This window comes from Dyadobacter flavalbus (assembly GCF_006149045.1).
Taxonomy (GTDB): Bacteria; Bacteroidota; Bacteroidia; order Cytophagales; family Spirosomataceae; genus Dyadobacter; species Dyadobacter flavalbus.
Genome location: NZ_VBSN01000042.1, coordinates 1 through 20,693 on the forward strand (window position 1 = coordinate 1; position 20,693 = coordinate 20,693).

The window sequence follows — 20,693 nt, forward strand, 5'->3', positions numbered from 1 at the left end:
GGCAGAGCAAAAAAATAGCATGTCCGCACAAAATGCATAAACATGCTATACTGGCTGGCTCTTGGCTGCCTTCAAAAACAAATGTATAAAAAAATGTAATTTTATAGGTTACCAACACAGAATCTTAATAGTTGTCTCTTTATTGCCAAAAGCTTCCAAAAAAGCATAGGGAAAGTCAGCTGGGACAAACGGCTGTTCAGCTAATAATGATATCGCTTCTTCAATCTCAACTGCATTCATTCTTTAAATCTTAATAAAGGGTGTTTGGTTAATTTAATAGTTTAACCTACATATATTTAAAAGGGAGGCGTAAATCTAGTCTACACCTCCCTTTATAACTAAATTGAATTAGGCACTTATAAAATAACTAATTTGTAAGGATGCGGTGGTTTTGATACCATTCGTTTCATTAGATTTTCAAATATGCCTTCCTTCATTTTGTGACGGTTGAATCTGTAGGTGTATTCATTAATGTAAGCTTGCAAATAATGAACTGAGTGATGAACTCCTCTAAGCCAAGCCTTAAACATCATAATACTGCGGTGCAATTGCGGAAAATTCTTACCTTTTTTCTCTGATTTTTCACGGACGAGTTTTGTGAATTCTGATTCCAATCCTTTATAGCCCGTCCATCCGTCGGTACGAACCTGAGCATCTTTATTGATATGCTCTCCCATGAATTTTTTCAAGTTCTTCTTACTTGCTGTTTCAATAACACGGCCATACATGCGGGAAACGCCCTTTCCTTTTCTTTCGATTGCTACAACCACTATCTTTTTCTTGCCCTCATTGCGGCCAATAGCTTGGTCGTCTTGACCGCCGACATAAGTTTCGTCCACATCCACTTTGCCTTCCATCGGAAAATTCCGGCTGCTCTCCATTGCCTTCATCACTTTTTGCTTAAAAAGCCAACACGTTTTCTGCCGTAATGCCAGTTTCCTACTAAGTTCGGTGCTACTTATTCCATTTTTACTAGTCGCCAAATAGTAAATAATATAGAAGGCCTTTAAAATCGGTACCTTGCTTTTATGAAATAAAGTACCCGCAGTTGGTGATTCTATATAACGACAGCTGGTACATTGTCGATCATAAAGCCCGTTACCGCCGCAATATCTCCCATGACCGCATTTAGAGCATTTGAATCCACGGTGCCATTTCAAATTGGCCAAATATTCTTTACATTTATCTTCATCAGGAAATTGAGTCTGAAACTCAAATAACGATAGACTCTTGAATCTTTTCTCCATGTAACTTGCTTATTTATAAGTAAGTTAACTATTTTTATGCTCTTTATCAAGTGCCTAATTCAATAACTAAATTTGGAACAATTCAATTCGAGATACTATTCACGTTAATTGCTGTATTCGACATTTTCGAGTCTGCCTCCCACCGGGAAATATTCTTTTTGTAAGCCAATGAATAACAATTCATGTATACACTTCTTTTAATATCCCAATCAACACGAGGATTTGTCACCCATCTCTGGTACGGATCAGATTCGTCCTCATTGAAATTCAATGCTCTTTTCCCATAAAGGTTTGAGAATTCTGATTTCAAATCAGCTGACAGTATGGTATGAAAATGATGATCGGCCTTAGTTTCCCTTAATTGAATTACACCTTCTGGCATAAAGTCCACTTTAATCCAAAACCCGCGTATGTGTTTATCGTTACTTCCATGCTCATAGACGAATTCATAGGTAATCTTTAATTCTCCCTTTTCAATCAAAGTATTAAGATACTTTGTAATTAGCCGCTTACGCTCGGCAGGTTCTGAAAAATTGACATCACAGATTTTACAAAGAAAATTAACAGAATACCAGGAATATCTTACCTTATCACTGATATTTTGATGCATTGCCTTAGATAGCATAAGGTACAATGTCTTTCGACCATCTCCCCCCTTCCCTTTTCCAACTTTTGGATATCCTGTCACCTCAAAAGTGTAGTACCGGCTAATAAAGCCATTTAAAAAGTCTTCACTTAATCTGATATCATAGACTTTGCTATTACCATTTTTAGTATCTGTTGTGATCTTTAATTGCTTAATAATTTGGATACCCTCCATTTGAACTGTTCTCCCTTTATTAAGATAAGAATAAGCTTTGGAGAATATAAGGTTTCTACTCTGTAGAAGATGCAATACGTAGTCAAATACAGATATGAACTGGTGGCCTTGATATTCAACAATTTCCGCACTTTTATCCGCAAGATAAGAGTGCTTGGAAGATAACTCACGTCTATCTCGACCGACAACTCTAATAAAGTCTGACATGGTGAATCTTGTGAATCCAAACATATCAGTTTTCAGACTGGTACTAATAAATATGATAAAGTCCCTAGCAATCTCATGATCCCGTCCATAGGTCTTTTTAAGTGCATCAAGGTTATCCGCTATTGCTCTGTCAATTCTACTTATGACACGAGTCTCAGCAAGGGGCAGATCCAAAGCCAAAGATAATTCGTTCATTGCTTATCAGATAGTTGTGAATAGGTATCAATTGAGTTTGCAAAAATCGTGGTTATAGATTCAAGGCTCACATTAAAGAATTTAGATAAGGCTATAAACTCGCTAAGCTTGAATGACTCAGGGTTATTAGACTTGTAATTCGTAAAGCTTATAGGATTCTGATTCAAAGCCCGCGCGATCTCCGCTTTTGATACCTGCTCAAAGAGATCACTGAGATTATTAATCTTACCGTGACTTATCAGATGTGAAACTTTTGTGATATCCTTCATGAGTAAAATTCTAAAAACCTTTCAAATATATACATTTTTCTATACATGTATATATATTTTTATATATTATCGACATCATTTCTTACCACATCTGTCACCTTTAACTGGACACCCAACGCAGCCAGATATCTGAACAGAAATTTTGACGTATAATTGTTATTTACTTTTGGATCGCCTTCTATCGAACTGACTTGTTCCGGACGCATTTTCGCTTTTTTAGACGCAGCATATACCGTCCACCCAAAATCCTCTCGAATACCTTTAAGCACTTCTGAAAGATCCTTTTGGGCTTTTGCAGCTATATCTTCAATCTGTAATTCGTTTTTTTCAATAGCAGGAGTTTCAGTTTCTAAACTTGCATAGAATTCCCTGAGTGACCTCAGAAGCTTAATTTTAATCCTTTTCTGTTCTTCCTCCGGAAGACCTGCAATAAGCTTATTAAAGTCAAGTTCGTCTATGTTACTCATTTCAAATTCTTTTTAGCAGAACGCTTAAAAAAAGAAAGAACTATATCTCTCATGAGCATAGCGATAAAACCTAGAACAGCAGATCCCATCGCTATCAAGATTGCATTTTGTATTATTTCATTCCAGTCTCTCATATCAAAATCTGATTAAACTTATGATGAATTCTAATTTGGCATCAAACTGCCTTTGTACTCCCATGAATGATTCATTACTCCACCTCCTGCTACTTTAAAAGATTTGTTATCAATTCGTTTACCGTCTTTATAAACGTTAATAACAAACTCAGCCATTTCAGCTGGACCTTCTTTCGGTTCCGTATTAAATGTAACTTTTAACAGTTCAAGTTTTTTAGAAGACACGAATACATATTTTCCGTTAGTTAAGGCAGCATCATTTAAAACAGGACCGGTTTCAACAGCCGTACCTTCATAAACCAAAGGTTGGCTAAAACCAATCTCTTTTTTATAATCATCGAATTTTCCAGTTTGAATGTATTCAACTTTAAAAATAGAACCCGGTTCTGGTGCAACAGTTTTCGAATCATCAGAACATGCTAAAAATAAGATTGAAGCCGAAAACATTAAAAAGTACTTTCTCATGATAAGATAGTTGTAAATGTTATTAATATACAAATTTATAATTTTTGCTCAATTAATAACACCTACAATAATCTTACCTCCCTTTAACTGGCCAATGCGATCATGCTTACCCAACAAAGGCCACAAATCACGAGGCAGAAAAATATGCCGGCAATAGCATCACGATTTTTTAAAATATCCATGATATTAAAAATTAAGAGGTTTTTTTGAAAACCGGCCTGTCAACCGGAACAACACTTAAAGATATAAAATTAAATTTAATATTACATTATATTGTAATACATTATTGAGAATTATTTTCTCAGCTTTTCGTCATACGTATAATATACGTAATTGAAAGATAATGGTTGGATTAGTACCAATGAAGCCCAACTGCTGCGCGGAAATCGCTAAGGTTTTAGTGGAAGATCCCTGACCTGGGGAGGGATTTTCTTAGGTGGTGTAGCACGGATCAGGCAGGAAGCTGATCATGGTGTCACATGAAAGCTTAGTGTTCTAAGAACAGCTTACATGTAGTATTTGCGACAACCCACTTGGGAACATCTTGAGATTTAATGATTGTTGCTGGGTGACTTACAAACTTATGTAAGCGCTTTTAAGATAACCGGCTCCGACTAGAAGTAGCGCTGTCATTCCCAATAGTAATCTAAAAAAGATGATTCTTCCCTTATCGATCGGTTGTTTACTGGACCAAGCCAGATAAAATGTTACAATGAGAACCAGACCAGATATCACACCGGCTCCGAAAAGAAAAACGTGCAATTCTAATTCATTCATTTGGACTAGTAGGTTGTAGTGATGCTTTTGCCCACAAATGTTCAGTCAATACAAGTGACATTGTGTCACTTGATGACCTAGCTAATAAATCGGATATCATTATGCCCTTTAAGGATGGCATCTAAGTCTGCATAAAGGTCTAAGACTGTCTTGTCATAAGGGTAGTCAGTATTGTTAAGCAACCAAAATAGACAAAGACTCGTCGTTTTCCAATCCTCTGTCCCCATTGTGTTCATATCGGAAACAATACCCTTAATACCTACTTCATGAGCGATTTCATAAAGGGAGCGCTGCTGCAATGTTGCGAATTTTGTCCGTGCACTTGCCATTTCTTGTTTTCTTTGACTATCATCCATAATATGTATGTTAATTAAAAGAATATTTTAAATCTTAGATTTCGATGTATAGCCCGATTTAACGAAATCAGATATCCAAATTAATTCCTTCGTCCATTCACCATCTACTTTTTTAGGTTGCAGCCTAAAATGTCCTCTAACCTCAAAACCCTCTGAGCGCACAAGAGTTGTGAACCAATTTGAGTTTAAGTAAGTAATTTCAAATGGTGACTCATTCTTAATATAGCCTAAGTCAAGTTTTTTTAAAGTTTGATTTGGTTTAACAACTTTGAGTTCCGAATCAGCATAAAGTTGAAAGAGCTTGATAACAAATATCATATCTACCAACGAACAGAAGTATCCAAGAAGATCTGTTGTATCTTGTATATTAACATCTGAATCTTTACTTACCCATATCCTTCCTTCTGGTAGTGAGATATAACCGTAGGGAATTCCATTTGGTAGGAATATATAAAGAACCCCCTCAAAACCGTCAGTATTATCAAATCTGAGATCACACATAAACATGACTGATTTAACTATGTAGCTACCCTGAATAGATAAATTAAACTCTTTCTTTTCCCGAATAGATTCAACTAAATTATACAGCTTGTCCGAAGCGCGTACTGCGGCATCTTCATAGGCTTTACTAACAACAAGTACTTCCTTACCAAACAATCTAGCATGCCGACTCCAATGTTCTTCAAAAAATGACCGACCTACACTATTAGAATACGTCGAATCGATATCCATAAACTTAATTGAAGTAAGTTTATTTTTGGAAATATCATTTAAGGTTGGATAAGACTTCTTGTTGACTATCATATTCGTTAATATTTAACACGGATACCTCAATTGCTGTCCAACCTACTCTACTGGACTAATACACTATCTTTCAACATGCGAGCGTAGACAACCTTATCTGCATATACAGTTAACCTATCATTGATATAGTCACTTTCTTCATTAAATGTTAAAGTGTCCTTTATGACTTTGCCTGTAACCAATTGTAACTCATACAACTTGTAAACGGTCGTGTGTCTTGAAGGAGATTTATGATTCAAAAGATCATCAGGTGAAAATTCAAATTTGGCAATTCTATCCTGATATGCTTCATTGCTATCATCTTTACATCCACAAAGGACAAAATTTAGGAAAACAATATATATTGTAGTTCCAATGCATTTCATTTGTTTCATATTTTGTTGACTACCTATTTTGAGAAACTTTCCATGATTGCTCCCTTTTCACAATATCAATAATGGCTTAAAGCACAATTATTTAATATCAAACAACTCTTGATGCTCCTTTCTTAGACTTACTAATTCTTTATCTGATATATCTGGGTGATGAACTGCTGCATAGAATTTTAAAGCAGGAAAAACAGGTAGGTTAATGTTCACCATCTGATCCTCGAATATATTAAGGATTTTAATTAAAGAATTTTTCAATTGACTTCGTATTTCTTCCTTTGTAAATACTTTATCCAGGTATTCTGTTTGCTCTTCATTTTGAAGTAGAAATATATCAATATCAGCCATTGTTAGAGCAAAAACATCTTTTAAGCTACTTTCTCCCTTTTCTTCTTTATTAATATCGTCTTCCATAATATGTTAGAGATTTTCAACTGTATCTATAAATAGGACAACTTCATCATAAGCGGTTTTACCAAAATTTCTGAATTTTTTAAAATGACTAAGCCCATATTTTCTTTTTGCCTCTATCAAGTCTCGGACAGTACTTATATCGGCACTTTTCAAACATCGGAAAGTTCGCGTTGAAAGTGGAGTTGAGCTAATTTCTGTATCTAAGTAATTACCCTTATAATCGTTGTTACCCGTAATCGAGTTTCTAGCAACCTCAATAAGCCCCTTTTGATTTTTTACAAATTCGTGCAACACTTGTATATCCTGCTTAATGCTGACACTAGGATCATAAATTAAAGCTGTTTGAATCTGTTTCTCTAACTTCCTAATAAACAGTTCCACTCTATATGATGCTTTGAGTATTTCCTCAGTTTCATTTTTATTTTTCCCCATACATTTATTAATGGTTAGACTTGTGATGCTCCTTTTTCCGCTGATTTCAAAATTTTATAAAATGTAGTCTTTGACGAAATTTTATAAGCCTTCATTATTTCTTCAATAGTCCATTTTTTTGATTCATAAGAGGCTTTTACCAAGAACTTGATTTCTTCAAACTTACTTGTAAGACCCGCTGGCCTACCACCAGTTCTACCTCTCGAACGTGCTGCTGTTAAACCTGCCTTGGTACGCTCGCGGAGAACGTTTCGCTCATGCTCTGCTAAGACACAAAAAATTTGAACGATTAATGTTCCGGTCGCAGTGGATGTGTCAATTGGCTCGGTCAATGATCTAAGATTTATTCCCTGCGCCGTAAGATCCTCAATAAATTGAATAAGTTGTACTGTCGTCCGGCCAAGCCTGTCAAGTCTCCATACTACAAGTGTATCACCATTTCGTGCATATTTTAATAACTCATTTAATTGGGGCTTCTCTGATTTTATCCCCGACACCTTATCGGTAAAAACCTTTTTTATCCCCGCTTTGGAAAATGCATCCATTTGAAGGTCTAGGTTCTGTTCCTGGGTACTGACTCTTGCGTATCCGAATTCCATAATAATTGTACACGTTACTTAACTATTACAAATATAATGTAATTTGTTTTCGTGTACGTCAATTATGTACCACGATTTGATACAATTTTGTGTTGATTTTAGCTAAACCAGGATGTACAGCATAAGGACCGTTTACGCGTACCTTAAAATTTCCGTTTACTACATAATGGCAAAGAACAAATGGGAAGAATGACTTAAATATTCTAACCTGGGTCAGCTGCTGCTGGGCCGTTTAATTGACCTCGCAAATAGCTTACATGTAGTATTCCCGACAATCCAAATCATAACAAGTATAAAATGCAAATTGATTAACTATAATGTATATACGTTTATTGAGTTATAGCTGCGTCTAAGTTCAGGCAAGCTTTCTTCATATTTGCAGCTTCGGGATATATCTTACCATGAAACAAGTTGTCGTTTAAATGATAGAAGCATAAAAGTAAGTTATATTATAAAATATAAAATTAATATATTATAATATAACTTACAAATATTATGATGACAGATTTTTTGGAGGAAGTAGGTGGTTCGCCTAAAATGTAAATATTACAGTTTGGCTCTGTGCTATATAATGAAGTTGAAAATCTGCATACAAACTAAGCTGCTCAGATACTTGATTTGTAATTAAAGGTTGTCGTAAAAAGCTTTCATAATAAATAGTCGGTAATTAAACTCTAATCCAAACCATTCCTTGGCTGTAAAACGAAGTCTCATCTTAGGAACAAGCTCAGAGCCAGATCCACGACTATTTAAAATATTTGGCTCAAAAGCATCGCTGCCAAACTGTAATAAGATGCTTTCGACAGAATGAGAAGGGATTGAATTTCGACTATTATCAACCGCAGGTACACAGTGTAATGGCCGAAATCGTTTCGTTGCATTTTGAATTGCAGGTTCCATAAGATTAGGTAGGAAATATTGGTGGCTGAAAGTACTTCGTCAAAATTGATAGAAAACCTATTCTGTAACAATACGAAAAAAGTCTAATTTGATATTTTTTTTGAAATATTTTTAAACAAAAATGGTACGTCTTAAGACGTACCAAATAAGATAAATACCACAACAGATTAAAAAAGTACAGATTTTCCTCTAATTTTCTAATTTATGGATCAATTCAAGTCTATTTTTAACAAGCACCTTTCTGAAGATATTTTCCAAATGTTTCTTGACTGTGCCTACTTGAATACTGAGTGAATTTCCTATTTCTTCATTAGTATACCCCAATTTGAGGAGCCTGACGACTTCCTTCTCCTTAGTAGTTAGACCAAACTCATTCATGTTCGTTTCTAATCTCATACCTGGATCAAACGAGTCGCTAACTCCGACTGCTTCTTCTTCGTATGCAAATTCTAAGGGCATAACCTTTGCCTTATTTTCTTCAAGTGATACAGCAGGCAAAGCTTCTTCGGCTTCGTCGATTTCTTTTAACCTTTCAAGATCGCTTCGGACATCACGAATTGACTGCTTTACGAATAAAAGTGTAATGATAGCAAACCCACCATTAGTTAATAAAGCTTCGTTCACTTGCTCAATTCGAAAGTATGCAAGAAAGGCAAGGGTAGCATAAGGTATCACTGCAAAGTAAACTCCAATGATTTGTAGGTAATCCTTCCTTTCTACATTTTTGTATTTTTCGCGGATAGACCTAAATAGAACATACCCTAATACGATCCCATAAATTGCAGGTATGATCAGGCCATTATCAATGGCCTGATCAATATCCTTAGTTAATAAGTATGTTACCCCGGCTATCAACAAGAACGGAAGATGCAAAAAGAAGTAAATACCCCTTGTGGCATGCCATCTTAACTGGCTTATATCGTAGGCTTTATAAAAATAAAATGGAAAATATGAAGCCATAACGAATCCAGCGCCGTATGTTAATGCATACTGAACGCCAATGGGAATAAAACTTATTCCTGAGTCTGGAAATAGACCCATTGCAATATTCTTTACTATCAATAAAATGAGAAGTATCAGATAATACTTCCGCATCTTTTCCCTTTTTGCCAAATATATAGGCAACTGGAACAACAGCATTATAATTTCAAAAACTATAAAGGTTGCAGTCACCACATGCATATCTGTATTAGATATTGTCATTTGTCTTATTACTGATTAAATATAGTGTATATCCAAAATCTAGCTCTTTGTAGATTTTAAGCCCGTACCTTTCATACCAAGGAATATTTTTTAAAGTAGATGTTTCCAAGAAAACTGGACGGTGTTCAACTTCCGCATCTTCAATAATCTCCGTCAATAGCTTTCCTCCTACTCCCTTGCCCTGCGCCTGAGGCTTTACACCTATAAACCATAAGTAATAAATTGGGCTGTCTGGGTAATTAGCAGAAATCGCTTTTTCTCGTTTCATAGCTTTAAGAGCATTTTTTAGTCCTATCCCAAATAGGACCAGCCGAACTTCATGCAAGAGTCCGGAGAATGTCGTTTTCTTTTTTTCGGGAGCTGAAACCAATGCGCATGCTTGTTCATCATCGGAGAGAAATACCTTACCACTTGCCATACAAACTTCGAATGAGTATGCCATTAGCTCTGAGATTCGATTCATGCGTTTTGAATCATTTGGAATAAGGTAGTTGATACTCTTATTATCTTGGAATGAATCAGTTAGCATTTTTACAATGAGGTCTTTGTCACTACGCTTAGCTAATTTCATAATTTTATAAATGTTTAATTCTGAAATAATGACATACGTCTTAAGACGTATTTTATGCAAAAACGGAAAAAAAGTCACAAGTAACCCTTTTTTCGTACCTATCGGGCACATAAAATTCAAAAATGATAACTTAAAAAAGTGAGCCAATCGAGCTTAAATGCTGGAATAGTCAATTGCACAATTCAAAATGGGAACGGCTTTACCAGCCCCTCGGTAGCCCTAAAAATGGTATAAGTGACACCGTGTCACTTAGACCACAACTGATAGTTGTAAGATCTAGGGAACCTTTATTTATCAATTTCTGAAACAAACGAAATTACCTCCTTTAACTTTCTTGCATTTCGACGATAGCCTTCTAACTCTGCCCTTGCCTGTTCAAGCGAAGATTTGAGACTCGCTATAAGTTGTGTATTTTGTGGATATTGGCGAACGGCATACATGAATGCTTTGCTCCCACTTCCAACTGTTCCCTGTTCTATAATCTGATTCAAAATATTAACGACATCTTCGTTCTCTTCCTTATCAAGATGTTCCACGACGACGGTTTTAAATACTTTTGACATAATATTATTATAAGAGGTTTTATATAAACGGCCTGTCAGCCGAAATTCATTCAAAATAGGGATAACTGTTTTTTACTCGCAACGTACTGCTTCATCGTTTTGATAGTTGCCCTCATATTTGAAACATTGAAATTTGTCGAATCTCTTTGGGTTTTAGATTCTTCTCTTTCAATTGCACTTTGAAACTTATTCATGCAGTAATCATATTCATGATCAAACGCAGACTGTTTATCGTTGAAGGGTTTGCTGAAAATGCTGTAACTCGAGTATTCTCCACTACCGCCATAATCTATACCGTGACCTGATGCCCATTTCCCATTTTGACCCATCCCAATATTTATGGTGATCATCTCCGGTTCGGAAGTGCAGCCGAATTTTATCTCTTCATGATTTAACCAAGATGGATTAGTTAACCAACCACTTTCATTTATAGTGAAGACTTCGAAGCCGTATCTAAGTTGATAAAAGAAGCTTTTAGTATTTAGCGCGCGATGGTGTTCATCCTTGCCTAGCAAATTCAAGAATTGAACTATTGACGTGTCTTTTGCTAGGGTAAGAAGTTTGCATTTGATAGACTCGATTTCACCTTCACTGAATTTATAGCCTTCCAAAAAAGACTGAATTTGGGTACAAATGTTTTGTTCCATGATTGATAATTATAAGAGGTTTATTGTAGCGGCCTGTCAACCGATTTGATAGAATAAAGATATAAAAAAATATCAACTATTACAATATATTGTAATAGTTGATATAGAATTAAGTTTTTTTCCCACTTGTTCCAATAAGCTGGGAGTGAAATTTTAAGTTACATTCCCCTGCGGATGAAGGATCTATTTCTGAATTGTGCTTCATCCCCCGGTGGAGTATCCCCTTTGCCATTTAAGGGAATAATTCTTTCGGTCTCCGTTTCTTTCACCCCCTTTTCCTTACCGGCATTTTGCTCCTTATCCTTATTTGGATTAAGGCTCTCAGTCAGGCGCTTCTCAATAATTACCAGGCTATCCTTCAACTCCTTCAACTTTTCTTCTTTTGGCCAAGTTTTGGACAAAACATCTTTGGTCATTTCCATGTCCTTGATGTAACTGGCCTTTCGTTCTTCCATTCCTTTAATTAACTTTTCAAAGGTTTCTGGGGAAACAGATTTATTTACCCACTCCCCTGCTGTTTTCACCTTATCACTTTGCAGGTATCCCGAATTGTGTTTGTAGCCAATGTCGTTAGACGATCTCAGTTCCCATCGATGTGACATTTTTTGTGTTCCTGCATCGGTGTCTACAATAGAAGCTTGAAAAGTGTCTAGGGTAAGATCAAAGCCTTTTATATGGCTAATCAACTTTGTGCCGTGTTTCTTGTTTGTCATTTCAGCTTGTAACATTAGCCTACCTAGATCTTCCACTTTGTCCATATCGACAAATGGGATTAGTTTACCATCCTTATCATATCGAACAACGGCTTTTTGATCCGCTTTAACTTTGGAAATATTTTCTTCTGTCTTCTCCAATGATACACCCATTTGTAAGTAAACTGCCCTTTGATATGATATGTCTTTGCCAAAGATTTTTTTCTCTGCCTCCAAACCTGTTATTTGCTTTTCAATTTTAGTTTTTTCAAGTAAATCTTTGTTTCCAGACAGCAGGGCTACATATTCGGCATAATTCATACCATTGCTTTCATCAGCACTACCTTCGTCAATTCTACGAATGTTAATGTTTTGGTTCTTAATTTGGGATATAAACAGAGACTTATTTTGTACCAAATTAAACATGAAGTTATCAAGGGTTTTTTCGACCGCATAGACATAATTTTGAACTTCATTACCAAAATGATTTTTAGCAACTTCATTACCTGCTCTTGATCCACGTCCTACACGCTGTTCCAGGTCACTTGGTTTCCAGGGCACATCTAAATGATGAAGAGCCACAATGCGCTGCTGTGCATTTACACCGGTTCCCAACTTTTCAGTTGAGCCGATTAATACACGAATTGAGCCTTCATTAGTTTCTTTTATAATCTGTTGCCTTTGCTTATCATTATTCGCATCGTGAATAAACCGAATCTGCTTTTCAGGAATACCAAATTCCGTTATGAGCTTGATTTTCAGTGCATCGTATACATTAAAATTTGAGTTAGCCGAAGGAGTACCTAAATCGCAAAATACCATCTGCGTTCCCTTATAAGAATTTGACTCCTTGTAATGTTTCGCAATGATGTCGGCGCATACACTTACCTTGGAGTTGGGGTGATCAGGAAGATCTGGATTAATAAGGCGCATATCTAATGCAGCCTTTTTTGAGTAGTTAGTAGCAATCAACATTTTAGCGGTTTCTTCGGATTTGCTTAACGGTGCTCGGCCCAACAACATGCCATTTCCTGTCTGAGCAAATTCAATTAGCTTATCTGTAAAAGCTGCTTGATCTTCCGTCGGCTTCATATTCACCAATTTATGTGCCGCTTTCGGTCTGTCAACCCCTACCATTTCCGCGGTGCGATAGTCGGTAATCTGACTATACATCAAAGCGAGTTCCGGTACTTTTATAAAATTCTTAAACCTTGATTTCTCAATAAGCTGATTGGTTACAGAAAATTCATAGTCAGTCGTTTTCTTAGCAAAAACAGATAACCATGAATCAAAGTTTTCGATTTTCCTTCTCTCTAATTCCTTTGGCCGTAAGTACTTGAAGAGAAGGTACAACTCCGTTAAAGAATTGGAAATTGGTGTTCCTGAAAAAAATGTAACGCCACTATCGCTTCCCCTTTTCTCTTGAATTGTGCGAACTGCAAAAAGCATATTTAAAGCCCTTTGCGATCCAATAGGATTACCCAAGCCTGCAACACGGTCATGCCTTGTCGTAAACATCAGATTCTTGAACTTATGGCTTTCATCGACCATCAGGGAATCAATTCCCATTTTCTCAAAATCTATCACATTGTCCTTTTTGTCTTTAAGTTGGGTTACAACTTCGTTCAAGTTATTCGATAGAGAAACTTTCCTTTTTTCCAGCCCCTTCATCAATGAAGTGCCAACAGACAAACCCGATTTTTCCAATTCGCGCAAGTCCTTTTCAAGGTTATCAACTTCTTTATCTAAAATTCTTCTCTGAACATTTAAACTTTGCGGGATTTTAGAAAATTGATCATGAGTCAAAATGATTGCATCCCAATTTTCATTGGCGATAGAGCTGAACAATTTCTCCCTGTTAGGCTTTGCAAAATCGTTTTCATTGGGTGATAGTACTTTTGCATCAGGATACACTGCTCTAAATGTATCTGCAATCGCTCCTACATTAGCTTTTAAGCCAATTAACATTGGTTTAGCTGCCAAACCTAGGCGCTTCATTTCGTAAGCAGTTACGATCATTGTTAAGGTTTTCCCTGTTCCAACTTCATGATCTACTATACCTCCTGCATTTTGCAACAACATCCAAGATGTGTCTTTTTGAGAATCGTATAATTTTTCAAGACCAACATTTTGAAGCTTTAAGCCTGGGAAAGTCATATGAGAACCATCATACTTAGGCTTAGTTTCAGCATTGAAAAGATTGTTGTACGTACTCTCAATGCCCTGCTTGTCTTTTTCGGGAAGATTTTGAATCCAATCAGAGAAACCATTTCTAATCAAATCAATTTTTTGCGAAGCTAACCTTACATTTTCAGCATCCCTTACCTTTACATCTTTTCCATCCGGACCTTCAACTGTTTTTGTGATATCCGGAACATTATCTAGTAGCGCATATCTTAGTAGATCAACCCCAGTGTAAGTACGACGATCTGTTTGAACCGCATATTCTGTACCAATTTTAGAATTGTATCCAAAAGACTTAATAGCATAATCATCAATTGCCGGTGAATAGTTTACTTCGACGTCAGAAGAAAAAAAGTTGGTAGCAAACCGAGAATAGATTTTTGGATCGATCCACCTTTCACCCAAATTAAAATCTAACAAGTCAAAAGGAACTGGCTCAGGTTTAACAGTATCCAAAAATGCCAAAGTCCTTTGAATTTCTGGATCATTGTGGTTAGCCAGATCTTTTATGTTTTCTATCTTCTGCAAAATGTTTCCTGAACCTAAAACATCTTTGACCTGGTATTCGTCGTCTAATGGTGAGAAATACAGTTTATCACTTAATTCCTTTTTGAGATGGTCTGTATCAAGTCCGGAAACACTACCCATGTAATCAAAATTCACTCGACCAAACAGGTTCAAAGACGCAGCTAGTGATTCATTAGGAGTAAAAACATCAATTTTGGCCGAAGCAATATGTACCGGCTCAAAGAAAATATCTGTCTTTACATAATCATTTTTATCCTTATCAAATTTTTCCAATGAAAGCAACTCTCTCCCGGCAGGGTCGAGAAGGATCGTATCCATGTTGCTTTTATGCTTTAAAGGGCCATAAAAAGTTGTGAATAGGTCATACGACTCATTTAACTTCTGTCGTGACTCCCTATCTTCAATTTGATTATCCCTCTCACTTTTAAGAAGCCCAAAATAAGCATCACGAATATCAATTAGCGCCTCCCATTGCTTGGTTTGCTTTGGTGATAATTGAAAATCTTCAACCAGGGGATTGCCGTTATCGTCTTTACTTACCTTACCTATCCTACCGCCTTGGGACACAATACTATCATCACTTATATGGTCAAACAATTTGCCGGTAAATGGCAAAGGGTTAGTCTTTCTTACTTCAACCTCTGGTGATTGAGCAAACAAATCAAGTTGTGGAGCAAAAAAATCAAGCTGGCCAGTTGAGACTGAGTTTTTGCGTGGAAGCTTACTAATCTTGCCATATGCTTCACTATCAAAGTTGATTTGAATATCATTTGCGAGGATTCCATGCAGGGTTTTCCCTATTTCTTCTGCGCCTCCATCGTGTTTATATATAAATGCAGGTTTTCCATACTGGTTAGTATCGACAACTTTACTTGTGTGAACTATACTTTTAGGGTTGCTATCAAAGTAGTCGTTCGATAAGATATCGTTGCCATTGCTTAGGCTGGCCAAGTCAGAAGCATGTGAAGTAGTCTCCAAAAACGCTTTTTCCGTTTTACTATAAACATTGGTTGACTTGCTCCGCTTTTGGATAACAATCAAATCGGAGCCTGCTTGCGTACCAGCTGATTCAAACAAATTATGTGGGAGTCTGACAGCTGAAACAAGCTTTCCCTGCTGCAATAAACTTTCTCTGAAATCTCTGTTGGATCCCGAATCAGCAAAATTACTAGTGGTTATAAAGGCTACTAATCCACCTGGTTTAGCTTGTTCAAGCGATTTCAAAAAGAAATAATTATGAATCTGATTTACTGCGCGCGCTTCAACCGGCCCTTTCTTTTGAAAAGCAGGATCATACACCGATATTGCTCCAAAAGGAATATTGGAAGTAACTAAGTCAAAATGATTTTGATACCTCCCGCCAATATTTTCAAAGCCTTCAACCCTAGTTCTGTCATTTGATTTTACGGAAAGTACAAGGCCAGTAAGCAAATCCTTCTCAAACATGACAACATCATTAGGAGAATGGCTTTTTCTCAAACGGTCAACAAACAATCCGCTCCCTGCGGAAGGGTCAAGAATAGATTTAATATTGACCTGATTGTCTTTAAGTGCGTTTGAAATGGCATCTACAATGGGAACCGGCGTATAAAAACTTGTTAAGACGCTGTTCTTAACAGAATCAACATATCGCTTCTTTTCGTTGGGTTTGTATTGCTCAATTAAATCGTGTATTTCCTGAACGTATGGCTGTACACGATGCTTTTTTCCAGTCCATAACTGGTCAATTTTGGGATCTAGTAAAATCTCTGTTATTGAGCCAAAACCAGAATAACCAGATAGAACTTCGCGTTCTTCTGAGTTTGCTTTGCGTCCCTGTTTTGATAATTCAAAAGCAGTAGATAAAGCCGCTATATTATTAGTTAATACGTCGAACTTATTCATTAAACAAATGGGAAATTGAAACTGATTAGTTTCGTTGGAGAAGTGTCAGAGAAATTTTCCGGAGTAAATGAGCCTTAGCATCGCTTATGTCACTCGGATTTGTGGAAAATTCCACGGTTTCAATTTCCGTTTGAACAAGTGGCAGTAACTTCAATAAAACTTCTCTATCAGAAGCATCTGATATTCCGGTCAGTTGTTGGATGGTATCCTCATTCTCGATAATAAAATCACGAAGAGTTCCTATTGGTGATGATATGCTTTCAAGTGTCCTGGCTAACGATTGTTCAATAGCCTCTGTGTTTTGAAAGCCTTCCTTTTCAAGAGTAAGAACATGATCTATTGTATCTTCGGACCAGGCTTTAATCTTTTCTTCAAAATCATCTCCTTTATCAAGCAGGTCGGGATGATACTGCTGGATATAATTTCTTATACGATTCTGAAAGTAGCCGTTTTCGGCTTCGAAATTATTTTCATTTATAGTAGCCATATAATAAAGTTTAAATTATAATATATCAAATATATAATTTAAAATTTATCAAATTGCTAAAACTTAGGAAATTAAAAACTCAAAACTGATTGTAGCTCACGTTACGTGAATTTTCTTAGAGAAAACTTAACCTGAATGTTTCTTATTAAAGAAATCTGATACAATCATTGTCCAAACCCGGAGCCAAAGGCTCCGGTCGGCAAAATTAGAGTAAGTGGCGCTAGCCACTTACTCAGTAAAAATTAACAGCTTAAAACTTGCCTTGCTACACTTTTGCAGTAGTTGTAACCTTCCAGGTTTAAAATTTTAGCCCTACCAAACATGCCACTCTCATCAGCGCCTTTCAATACATGTGTGGTGTAATGAGTAACACCGCCGAAAAGTCCGTAAAGATTAAAGCCAATGTCTTCCATTTCACTACTTAGACTCTCATCAATTGAAGTAATAATATTTCTTTTTTTCGTGCTGATCTCCTTGTCACCTAGAATTTCCTCATTGCTCAGATTTGCTAAACGCGCAATTAGAGTTTGTTTAATTTCCTCTGAAACTTCAACTTTTGAGAATTCATCTAACGTTTTGTAATAACCTGACAACTCTCTTTTATAGCTTTCAAATCCTGCTAAAATCTGGTTTACGCCATTATGTAGACTGCTGCAATGTCTAACCTTTAGCATTCTAAATTGCTGTGCAAAACGATTATTGCATCGAACCATAATGTTAGAATTCCCGACAAAAAAGCCTGTGCTGCCATCGTGAGAATTGCCTAACATGAGATAGTCTTTAAACTCAAAGCCACCAACTTCAAAGGTTTCGGTACACCTAAGATACCCTAGCATTTTTTTACCTCTGTCCACTTCATAAATAGCTTCGACCGGGAAGTTGGTAACACTTGCAAACCGTTCTACTGCATCGATAAATTGTGCGTTCGTTTGTGGGGTGTAACTGTTTTTGCAAACATTCAATAAGTCTCCATTGTCACCACGAAGAATCGTTTTGTAGTCAGACAAGCCAACTACTGAATCTTGGAATTTCGTGTCCAAAGTTGATGTAACAATGTCCCAATCAGATAATGTTGTAAGAACCGAAGAACTGATTAAATTTTCCATAAAATGTTTATTTTAAGAGGTTTATAATGACGGTCTGTCAACCGTTTCAACATTATAAAGATACGGAAAAGAGTTAATTAATACAATATATTGTAATAGTAAACCTTTCTTCCCATCTGTTCTTTTCATTTTTTTCACGAATTATAAAAAGCTAGCTTTTCACTGCCTGGCCGGCCAGCTGCTGCGGGTAAATCACTAAGGTTTTGGGTAAAGATCTTCGACCAGGATAAAGATTTTCTTAGGTAAGTATTAAGTGATCAGACCAGGTGCTGACAAATGTGATTGTCAAAAGCTCGTTTCAGTTAAGCAGTTACATGTAGTATTCCCGACAACCTAAATACAAGGAATGCCTTCAATGACTTCTTGTATTCTAATTGATAACTGACTAATCTTAACTTTCTATTACAGGAAATATCAGTACCTCCTTAAATTAATTTCGAATATGTCGATACCTATTGGGCAAACAGTCTTCAATCAAAAAGACTTAAATAGTAGAGTCGATTTGCTGAGTCTTGCACATACATTTTTAAATGAAGCTGAACAATTATTTGGCCCAATAGCCGGTGGTTATGCATTAGTGGATTGCTGGTATCATGATGATGGTCCCGAAATATTCTTTCCTCGTGAACCTGGACAAATTGCAATTCGGCTAAGTGCTGATTCTAAGGGTGATCCTCGCCAAATCGTATATCAGTTAGCACATGAAGTTGTACATTGTATTTCTCCATCAGGGCCTGGACTACATGCCAACGTATTAGAAGAAGGGTTGGCTGTATACTTTTCCGTAATTACTGTAAATAAATATGGATTGATAATAACACCGAAAATGGAAAGCTATAAACAGGCTCTAAGAATCCTAGACCCTTATCTGGCTATACATCCATCTTTTATTAAAATTGTCCGTCAGCAGGAGCCATACATATGCAAAATAACAAAAGATCAACTACTTGGTCTGGACATTGACATGTCCGAACATGATGCGATATCATTATCTGAAAAATTTGTCAGATTTTAAAATACTGTTTATGCTTAGGAGATAAGACGTAGGATTAGGAATTACAATTGTAAGATCCTTACATGTAGTATTCTAGACAAAGAGAGATCATGAGAAACAGGAAATTTGTAGCGGAGCATCGAGGCGGCCCCCTAACCAAACAACAACATCAGGACTTAATTGTGTGGGCTTCAAAATGTGTAAAGCACGTATTAATCCTTATTGGACAAGATTTGAATCCTTCATTAAAAGAAATATTAGATATTGGTGAAGCATGGAAGAATGGGAATGCCTCTGTTGGTGATGCCAGAAATGCAGCATTTCGTGCGATTAATATTGCCAAAGATCTAAATGATCCCCATATCGTGTCTGCAGTGAGAGCCGTTGGTCACGTTGTGGCTGTGGCTCACATGGCTGACCATTCAATAAGAGCCTCTGATTACGCTCTTAAAGCGCTCAATGAATGTGATAGAGATTTAGAAAAGTTATGGCAAACAGAACAACTGTCTACATCAATTAGAGAGCTTGTTATAGAAGCTCGTAAATAATATTAATTGGGCAACCTATTCTAAGCAAGCAGTTTTTTATTGCCGCAAACAATTACATGTAGCATTTCGGACAACCCACTAAAATAGTTGTGGGTTACTTACATGTAGCATTCCCGACAACCCTAAAATGCTGTAAAAGTGACAGCGTGTCACTTTTACAGCATGCATTATTTACCATGAATAAGGAATTCGAGGGCTTCTCGGTCTGGCGGAAACAGGTTTGGTCAGTTTGGGATTATTGAGCTGAATCATCCTTTTTATCACAATGTCCGGAACACCTTGGTCTTTTAAATCAATCAGATCGTCCGGAGCCGTTGTAAAGCATCGACAACAATTATTGTTTATTGACGATAGCATTACATCCGTACTTACCCTATTTCGACTCATGTGCATAACATCGGTATTTGATAAACACTTAGAGACAGTATGTGGGATAACGCTTGCGCTGCATGACATTAGACAAGCTAACGCCATGCAATATACGAGACACTTCATATCAGATTAAATCAATTCGATCAACTGAAATATTTACTGAAACTTTCGCTTCTCCATCCTTGTCCGTGAATGTAGAGAAATCTGGTCTTCCCGATATGTGAAGCTTTTTTCCTTTTGTCAAGTGCTCCAATAGTGCAAGATTTGAAGTTCGACAGTTGTACCACTGCGTCAAGGATTCGCCAGCTTTATTTTTACGAGTACAAGCAACTGAGAAAGCAAGGAACGGTTTCCTATCTTTCAAATCCACCTGTTTGGCATCATCACCTAGATTTCCGATAATTGTTAGATTTTGCATAATTTTAGAAGTTAAATAGTTAAAAATTAGAGGTTTATGTTG

The 20,693-nt window shown here is 36.6% G+C and carries 20 protein-coding genes; 2 read left to right on the plus strand and 18 right to left on the minus strand.

From position 1 onward, the window contains the following. Positions 1-356: 356 nt before the first annotated feature. The 17 genes from FEM33_RS15230 to FEM33_RS15310 form a co-directional block, all read right to left on the minus strand. Entirely contained in the window at positions 357-1,247 is an 891-nt protein-coding gene (locus FEM33_RS15230) for an IS1595 family transposase (RefSeq protein ID WP_139012884.1), read from the minus strand. An 82-nt stretch (positions 1,248-1,329) separates the two neighbouring features. Continuing rightward, on the minus strand, positions 1,330-2,469 hold the full coding sequence (locus tag FEM33_RS15235) for a hypothetical protein (protein WP_139012885.1): 1,140 nt from the start codon (positions 2,467-2,469) through the stop codon (positions 1,330-1,332). A gap of 328 nt (positions 2,470-2,797) precedes the next feature. After that, positions 2,798-3,205, minus strand: coding sequence for a helix-turn-helix domain-containing protein (locus FEM33_RS15240; RefSeq protein ID WP_139012886.1), 408 nt, complete (start codon positions 3,203-3,205; stop codon positions 2,798-2,800). 164 nt (positions 3,206-3,369) lie between these two features. Beyond that, positions 3,370-3,804: a beta-barrel fold lipoprotein gene (locus FEM33_RS15245; protein ID WP_139012887.1), complete on the minus strand. Its 435-nt coding sequence runs from the start codon at positions 3,802-3,804 to the stop codon at positions 3,370-3,372. An 854-nt stretch (positions 3,805-4,658) separates the two neighbouring features. Further along, positions 4,659-4,937, minus strand: a complete 279-nt coding sequence (locus FEM33_RS15250) for a hypothetical protein (protein WP_139012888.1) — start codon at positions 4,935-4,937, stop codon at positions 4,659-4,661. Between the two features lie 27 nt (positions 4,938-4,964). Continuing rightward, complete coding sequence (locus FEM33_RS15255) at positions 4,965-5,669, minus strand: hypothetical protein (RefSeq protein ID WP_139012889.1); 705 nt, start codon at positions 5,667-5,669, stop codon at positions 4,965-4,967. 524 nt (positions 5,670-6,193) lie between these two features. Next, positions 6,194-6,523 carry a hypothetical protein gene (locus FEM33_RS15260; RefSeq protein ID WP_139012890.1) on the minus strand — a complete coding sequence of 110 codons (330 nt, stop codon included), beginning with the start codon at positions 6,521-6,523 and terminating at the stop codon, positions 6,194-6,196. A 6-nt stretch (positions 6,524-6,529) separates the two neighbouring features. Beyond that, a complete protein-coding gene (locus tag FEM33_RS15265; protein WP_139012891.1) occupies positions 6,530-6,955 on the minus strand; it encodes a DNA-directed RNA polymerase subunit alpha C-terminal domain-containing protein in 426 nt (141 codons plus the stop codon). A 14-nt stretch (positions 6,956-6,969) separates the two neighbouring features. After that, the gene (locus FEM33_RS15270) at positions 6,970-7,554 is read right to left on the minus strand and encodes a recombinase family protein (RefSeq protein ID WP_139012892.1); all 585 of its coding nucleotides are present in this window, start codon (positions 7,552-7,554) and stop codon (positions 6,970-6,972) included. 624 nt (positions 7,555-8,178) lie between these two features. After that, positions 8,179-8,454, minus strand: a complete 276-nt coding sequence (locus FEM33_RS15275) for a hypothetical protein (RefSeq protein ID WP_139012893.1) — start codon at positions 8,452-8,454, stop codon at positions 8,179-8,181. A gap of 189 nt (positions 8,455-8,643) precedes the next feature. Beyond that, entirely contained in the window at positions 8,644-9,657 is a 1,014-nt protein-coding gene (locus FEM33_RS15280; protein WP_139012894.1) for a helix-turn-helix domain-containing protein, read from the minus strand. Then, positions 9,644-10,228 carry a GNAT family N-acetyltransferase gene (locus tag FEM33_RS15285; protein ID WP_139012895.1) on the minus strand — a complete coding sequence of 195 codons (585 nt, stop codon included), beginning with the start codon at positions 10,226-10,228 and terminating at the stop codon, positions 9,644-9,646. Before FEM33_RS15285 ends, FEM33_RS15280 begins: the two co-directional genes overlap by 14 nt. 287 nt (positions 10,229-10,515) lie before the next feature. Next, complete coding sequence (locus FEM33_RS15290; RefSeq protein WP_139012896.1) at positions 10,516-10,791, minus strand: hypothetical protein; 276 nt, start codon at positions 10,789-10,791, stop codon at positions 10,516-10,518. 50 nt (positions 10,792-10,841) lie between these two features. Then, positions 10,842-11,438: a hypothetical protein gene (locus tag FEM33_RS15295; RefSeq protein WP_139012897.1), complete on the minus strand. Its 597-nt coding sequence runs from the start codon at positions 11,436-11,438 to the stop codon at positions 10,842-10,844. A gap of 158 nt (positions 11,439-11,596) precedes the next feature. Beyond that, positions 11,597-16,726, minus strand: a complete 5,130-nt coding sequence (locus FEM33_RS15300; RefSeq protein ID WP_139012898.1) for a helicase-like domain-containing protein — start codon at positions 16,724-16,726, stop codon at positions 11,597-11,599. Positions 16,727-16,751: 25 nt separating this feature from the next. Next, a complete protein-coding gene (locus FEM33_RS15305) occupies positions 16,752-17,213 on the minus strand; it encodes a hypothetical protein (protein ID WP_139012899.1) in 462 nt (153 codons plus the stop codon). 242 nt (positions 17,214-17,455) lie between these two features. After that, positions 17,456-18,319, minus strand: a complete 864-nt coding sequence (locus FEM33_RS15310; RefSeq protein WP_139012900.1) for a DUF932 domain-containing protein — start codon at positions 18,317-18,319, stop codon at positions 17,456-17,458. 442 nt (positions 18,320-18,761) lie between these two features. Between FEM33_RS15310 and FEM33_RS15315 the strand changes: the two genes are divergently transcribed. Further along, the gene (locus FEM33_RS15315) at positions 18,762-19,334 is read left to right on the plus strand and encodes a hypothetical protein (protein ID WP_139012901.1); all 573 of its coding nucleotides are present in this window, start codon (positions 18,762-18,764) and stop codon (positions 19,332-19,334) included. An 89-nt stretch (positions 19,335-19,423) separates the two neighbouring features. Further along, positions 19,424-19,861 carry a putative immunity protein gene (locus FEM33_RS15320; protein WP_139012902.1) on the plus strand — a complete coding sequence of 146 codons (438 nt, stop codon included), beginning with the start codon at positions 19,424-19,426 and terminating at the stop codon, positions 19,859-19,861. A 496-nt stretch (positions 19,862-20,357) separates the two neighbouring features. On the opposite strand, the gene FEM33_RS15325 is transcribed toward FEM33_RS15320, so the two are convergent. Then, complete coding sequence (locus tag FEM33_RS15325; protein WP_139012903.1) at positions 20,358-20,651, minus strand: single-stranded DNA-binding protein; 294 nt, start codon at positions 20,649-20,651, stop codon at positions 20,358-20,360. Between the last annotated feature and the right edge of the window lie 42 nt (positions 20,652-20,693).

Excerpts from the sequence above, each read along its gene's own strand:
- FEM33_RS15300 (WP_139012898.1), bottom strand. The coding sequence starts at position 16,726 with ATGAATAAGTTCGACGTATTAACTAATAATATAGCGGCTTTATCTACT.
- FEM33_RS15305 (WP_139012899.1), bottom strand. The coding sequence starts at position 17,213 with ATGGCTACTATAAATGAAAATAATTTCGAAGCCGAAAACGGCTACTTT.
- FEM33_RS15310 (WP_139012900.1), bottom strand. The coding sequence starts at position 18,319 with ATGGAAAATTTAATCAGTTCTTCGGTTCTTACAACATTATCTGATTGG.
- FEM33_RS15315 (WP_139012901.1), top strand. The coding sequence starts at position 18,762 with ATGTCGATACCTATTGGGCAAACAGTCTTCAATCAAAAAGACTTAAAT.
- FEM33_RS15245 (WP_139012887.1), bottom strand. The coding sequence starts at position 3,804 with ATGAGAAAGTACTTTTTAATGTTTTCGGCTTCAATCTTATTTTTAGCA.
- FEM33_RS15230 (WP_139012884.1), bottom strand. The coding sequence starts at position 1,247 with ATGGAGAAAAGATTCAAGAGTCTATCGTTATTTGAGTTTCAGACTCAA.
- FEM33_RS15270 (WP_139012892.1), bottom strand. The coding sequence starts at position 7,554 with ATGGAATTCGGATACGCAAGAGTCAGTACCCAGGAACAGAACCTAGAC.
- FEM33_RS15250 (WP_139012888.1), bottom strand. The coding sequence starts at position 4,937 with ATGGATGATAGTCAAAGAAAACAAGAAATGGCAAGTGCACGGACAAAA.
- FEM33_RS15325 (WP_139012903.1), bottom strand. The coding sequence starts at position 20,651 with ATGCAAAATCTAACAATTATCGGAAATCTAGGTGATGATGCCAAACAG.
- FEM33_RS15320 (WP_139012902.1), top strand. The coding sequence starts at position 19,424 with ATGAGAAACAGGAAATTTGTAGCGGAGCATCGAGGCGGCCCCCTAACC.
- FEM33_RS15235 (WP_139012885.1), bottom strand. The coding sequence starts at position 2,469 with ATGAACGAATTATCTTTGGCTTTGGATCTGCCCCTTGCTGAGACTCGT.
- FEM33_RS15260 (WP_139012890.1), bottom strand. The coding sequence starts at position 6,523 with ATGGAAGACGATATTAATAAAGAAGAAAAGGGAGAAAGTAGCTTAAAA.
- FEM33_RS15295 (WP_139012897.1), bottom strand. The coding sequence starts at position 11,438 with ATGGAACAAAACATTTGTACCCAAATTCAGTCTTTTTTGGAAGGCTAT.
- FEM33_RS15280 (WP_139012894.1), bottom strand. The coding sequence starts at position 9,657 with ATGACAATATCTAATACAGATATGCATGTGGTGACTGCAACCTTTATA.
- FEM33_RS15275 (WP_139012893.1), bottom strand. The coding sequence starts at position 8,454 with ATGGAACCTGCAATTCAAAATGCAACGAAACGATTTCGGCCATTACAC.
- FEM33_RS15240 (WP_139012886.1), bottom strand. The coding sequence starts at position 3,205 with ATGAGTAACATAGACGAACTTGACTTTAATAAGCTTATTGCAGGTCTT.
- FEM33_RS15255 (WP_139012889.1), bottom strand. The coding sequence starts at position 5,669 with ATGGATATCGATTCGACGTATTCTAATAGTGTAGGTCGGTCATTTTTT.
- FEM33_RS15290 (WP_139012896.1), bottom strand. The coding sequence starts at position 10,791 with ATGTCAAAAGTATTTAAAACCGTCGTCGTGGAACATCTTGATAAGGAA.
- FEM33_RS15285 (WP_139012895.1), bottom strand. The coding sequence starts at position 10,228 with ATGAAATTAGCTAAGCGTAGTGACAAAGACCTCATTGTAAAAATGCTA.
- FEM33_RS15265 (WP_139012891.1), bottom strand. The coding sequence starts at position 6,955 with ATGGGGAAAAATAAAAATGAAACTGAGGAAATACTCAAAGCATCATAT.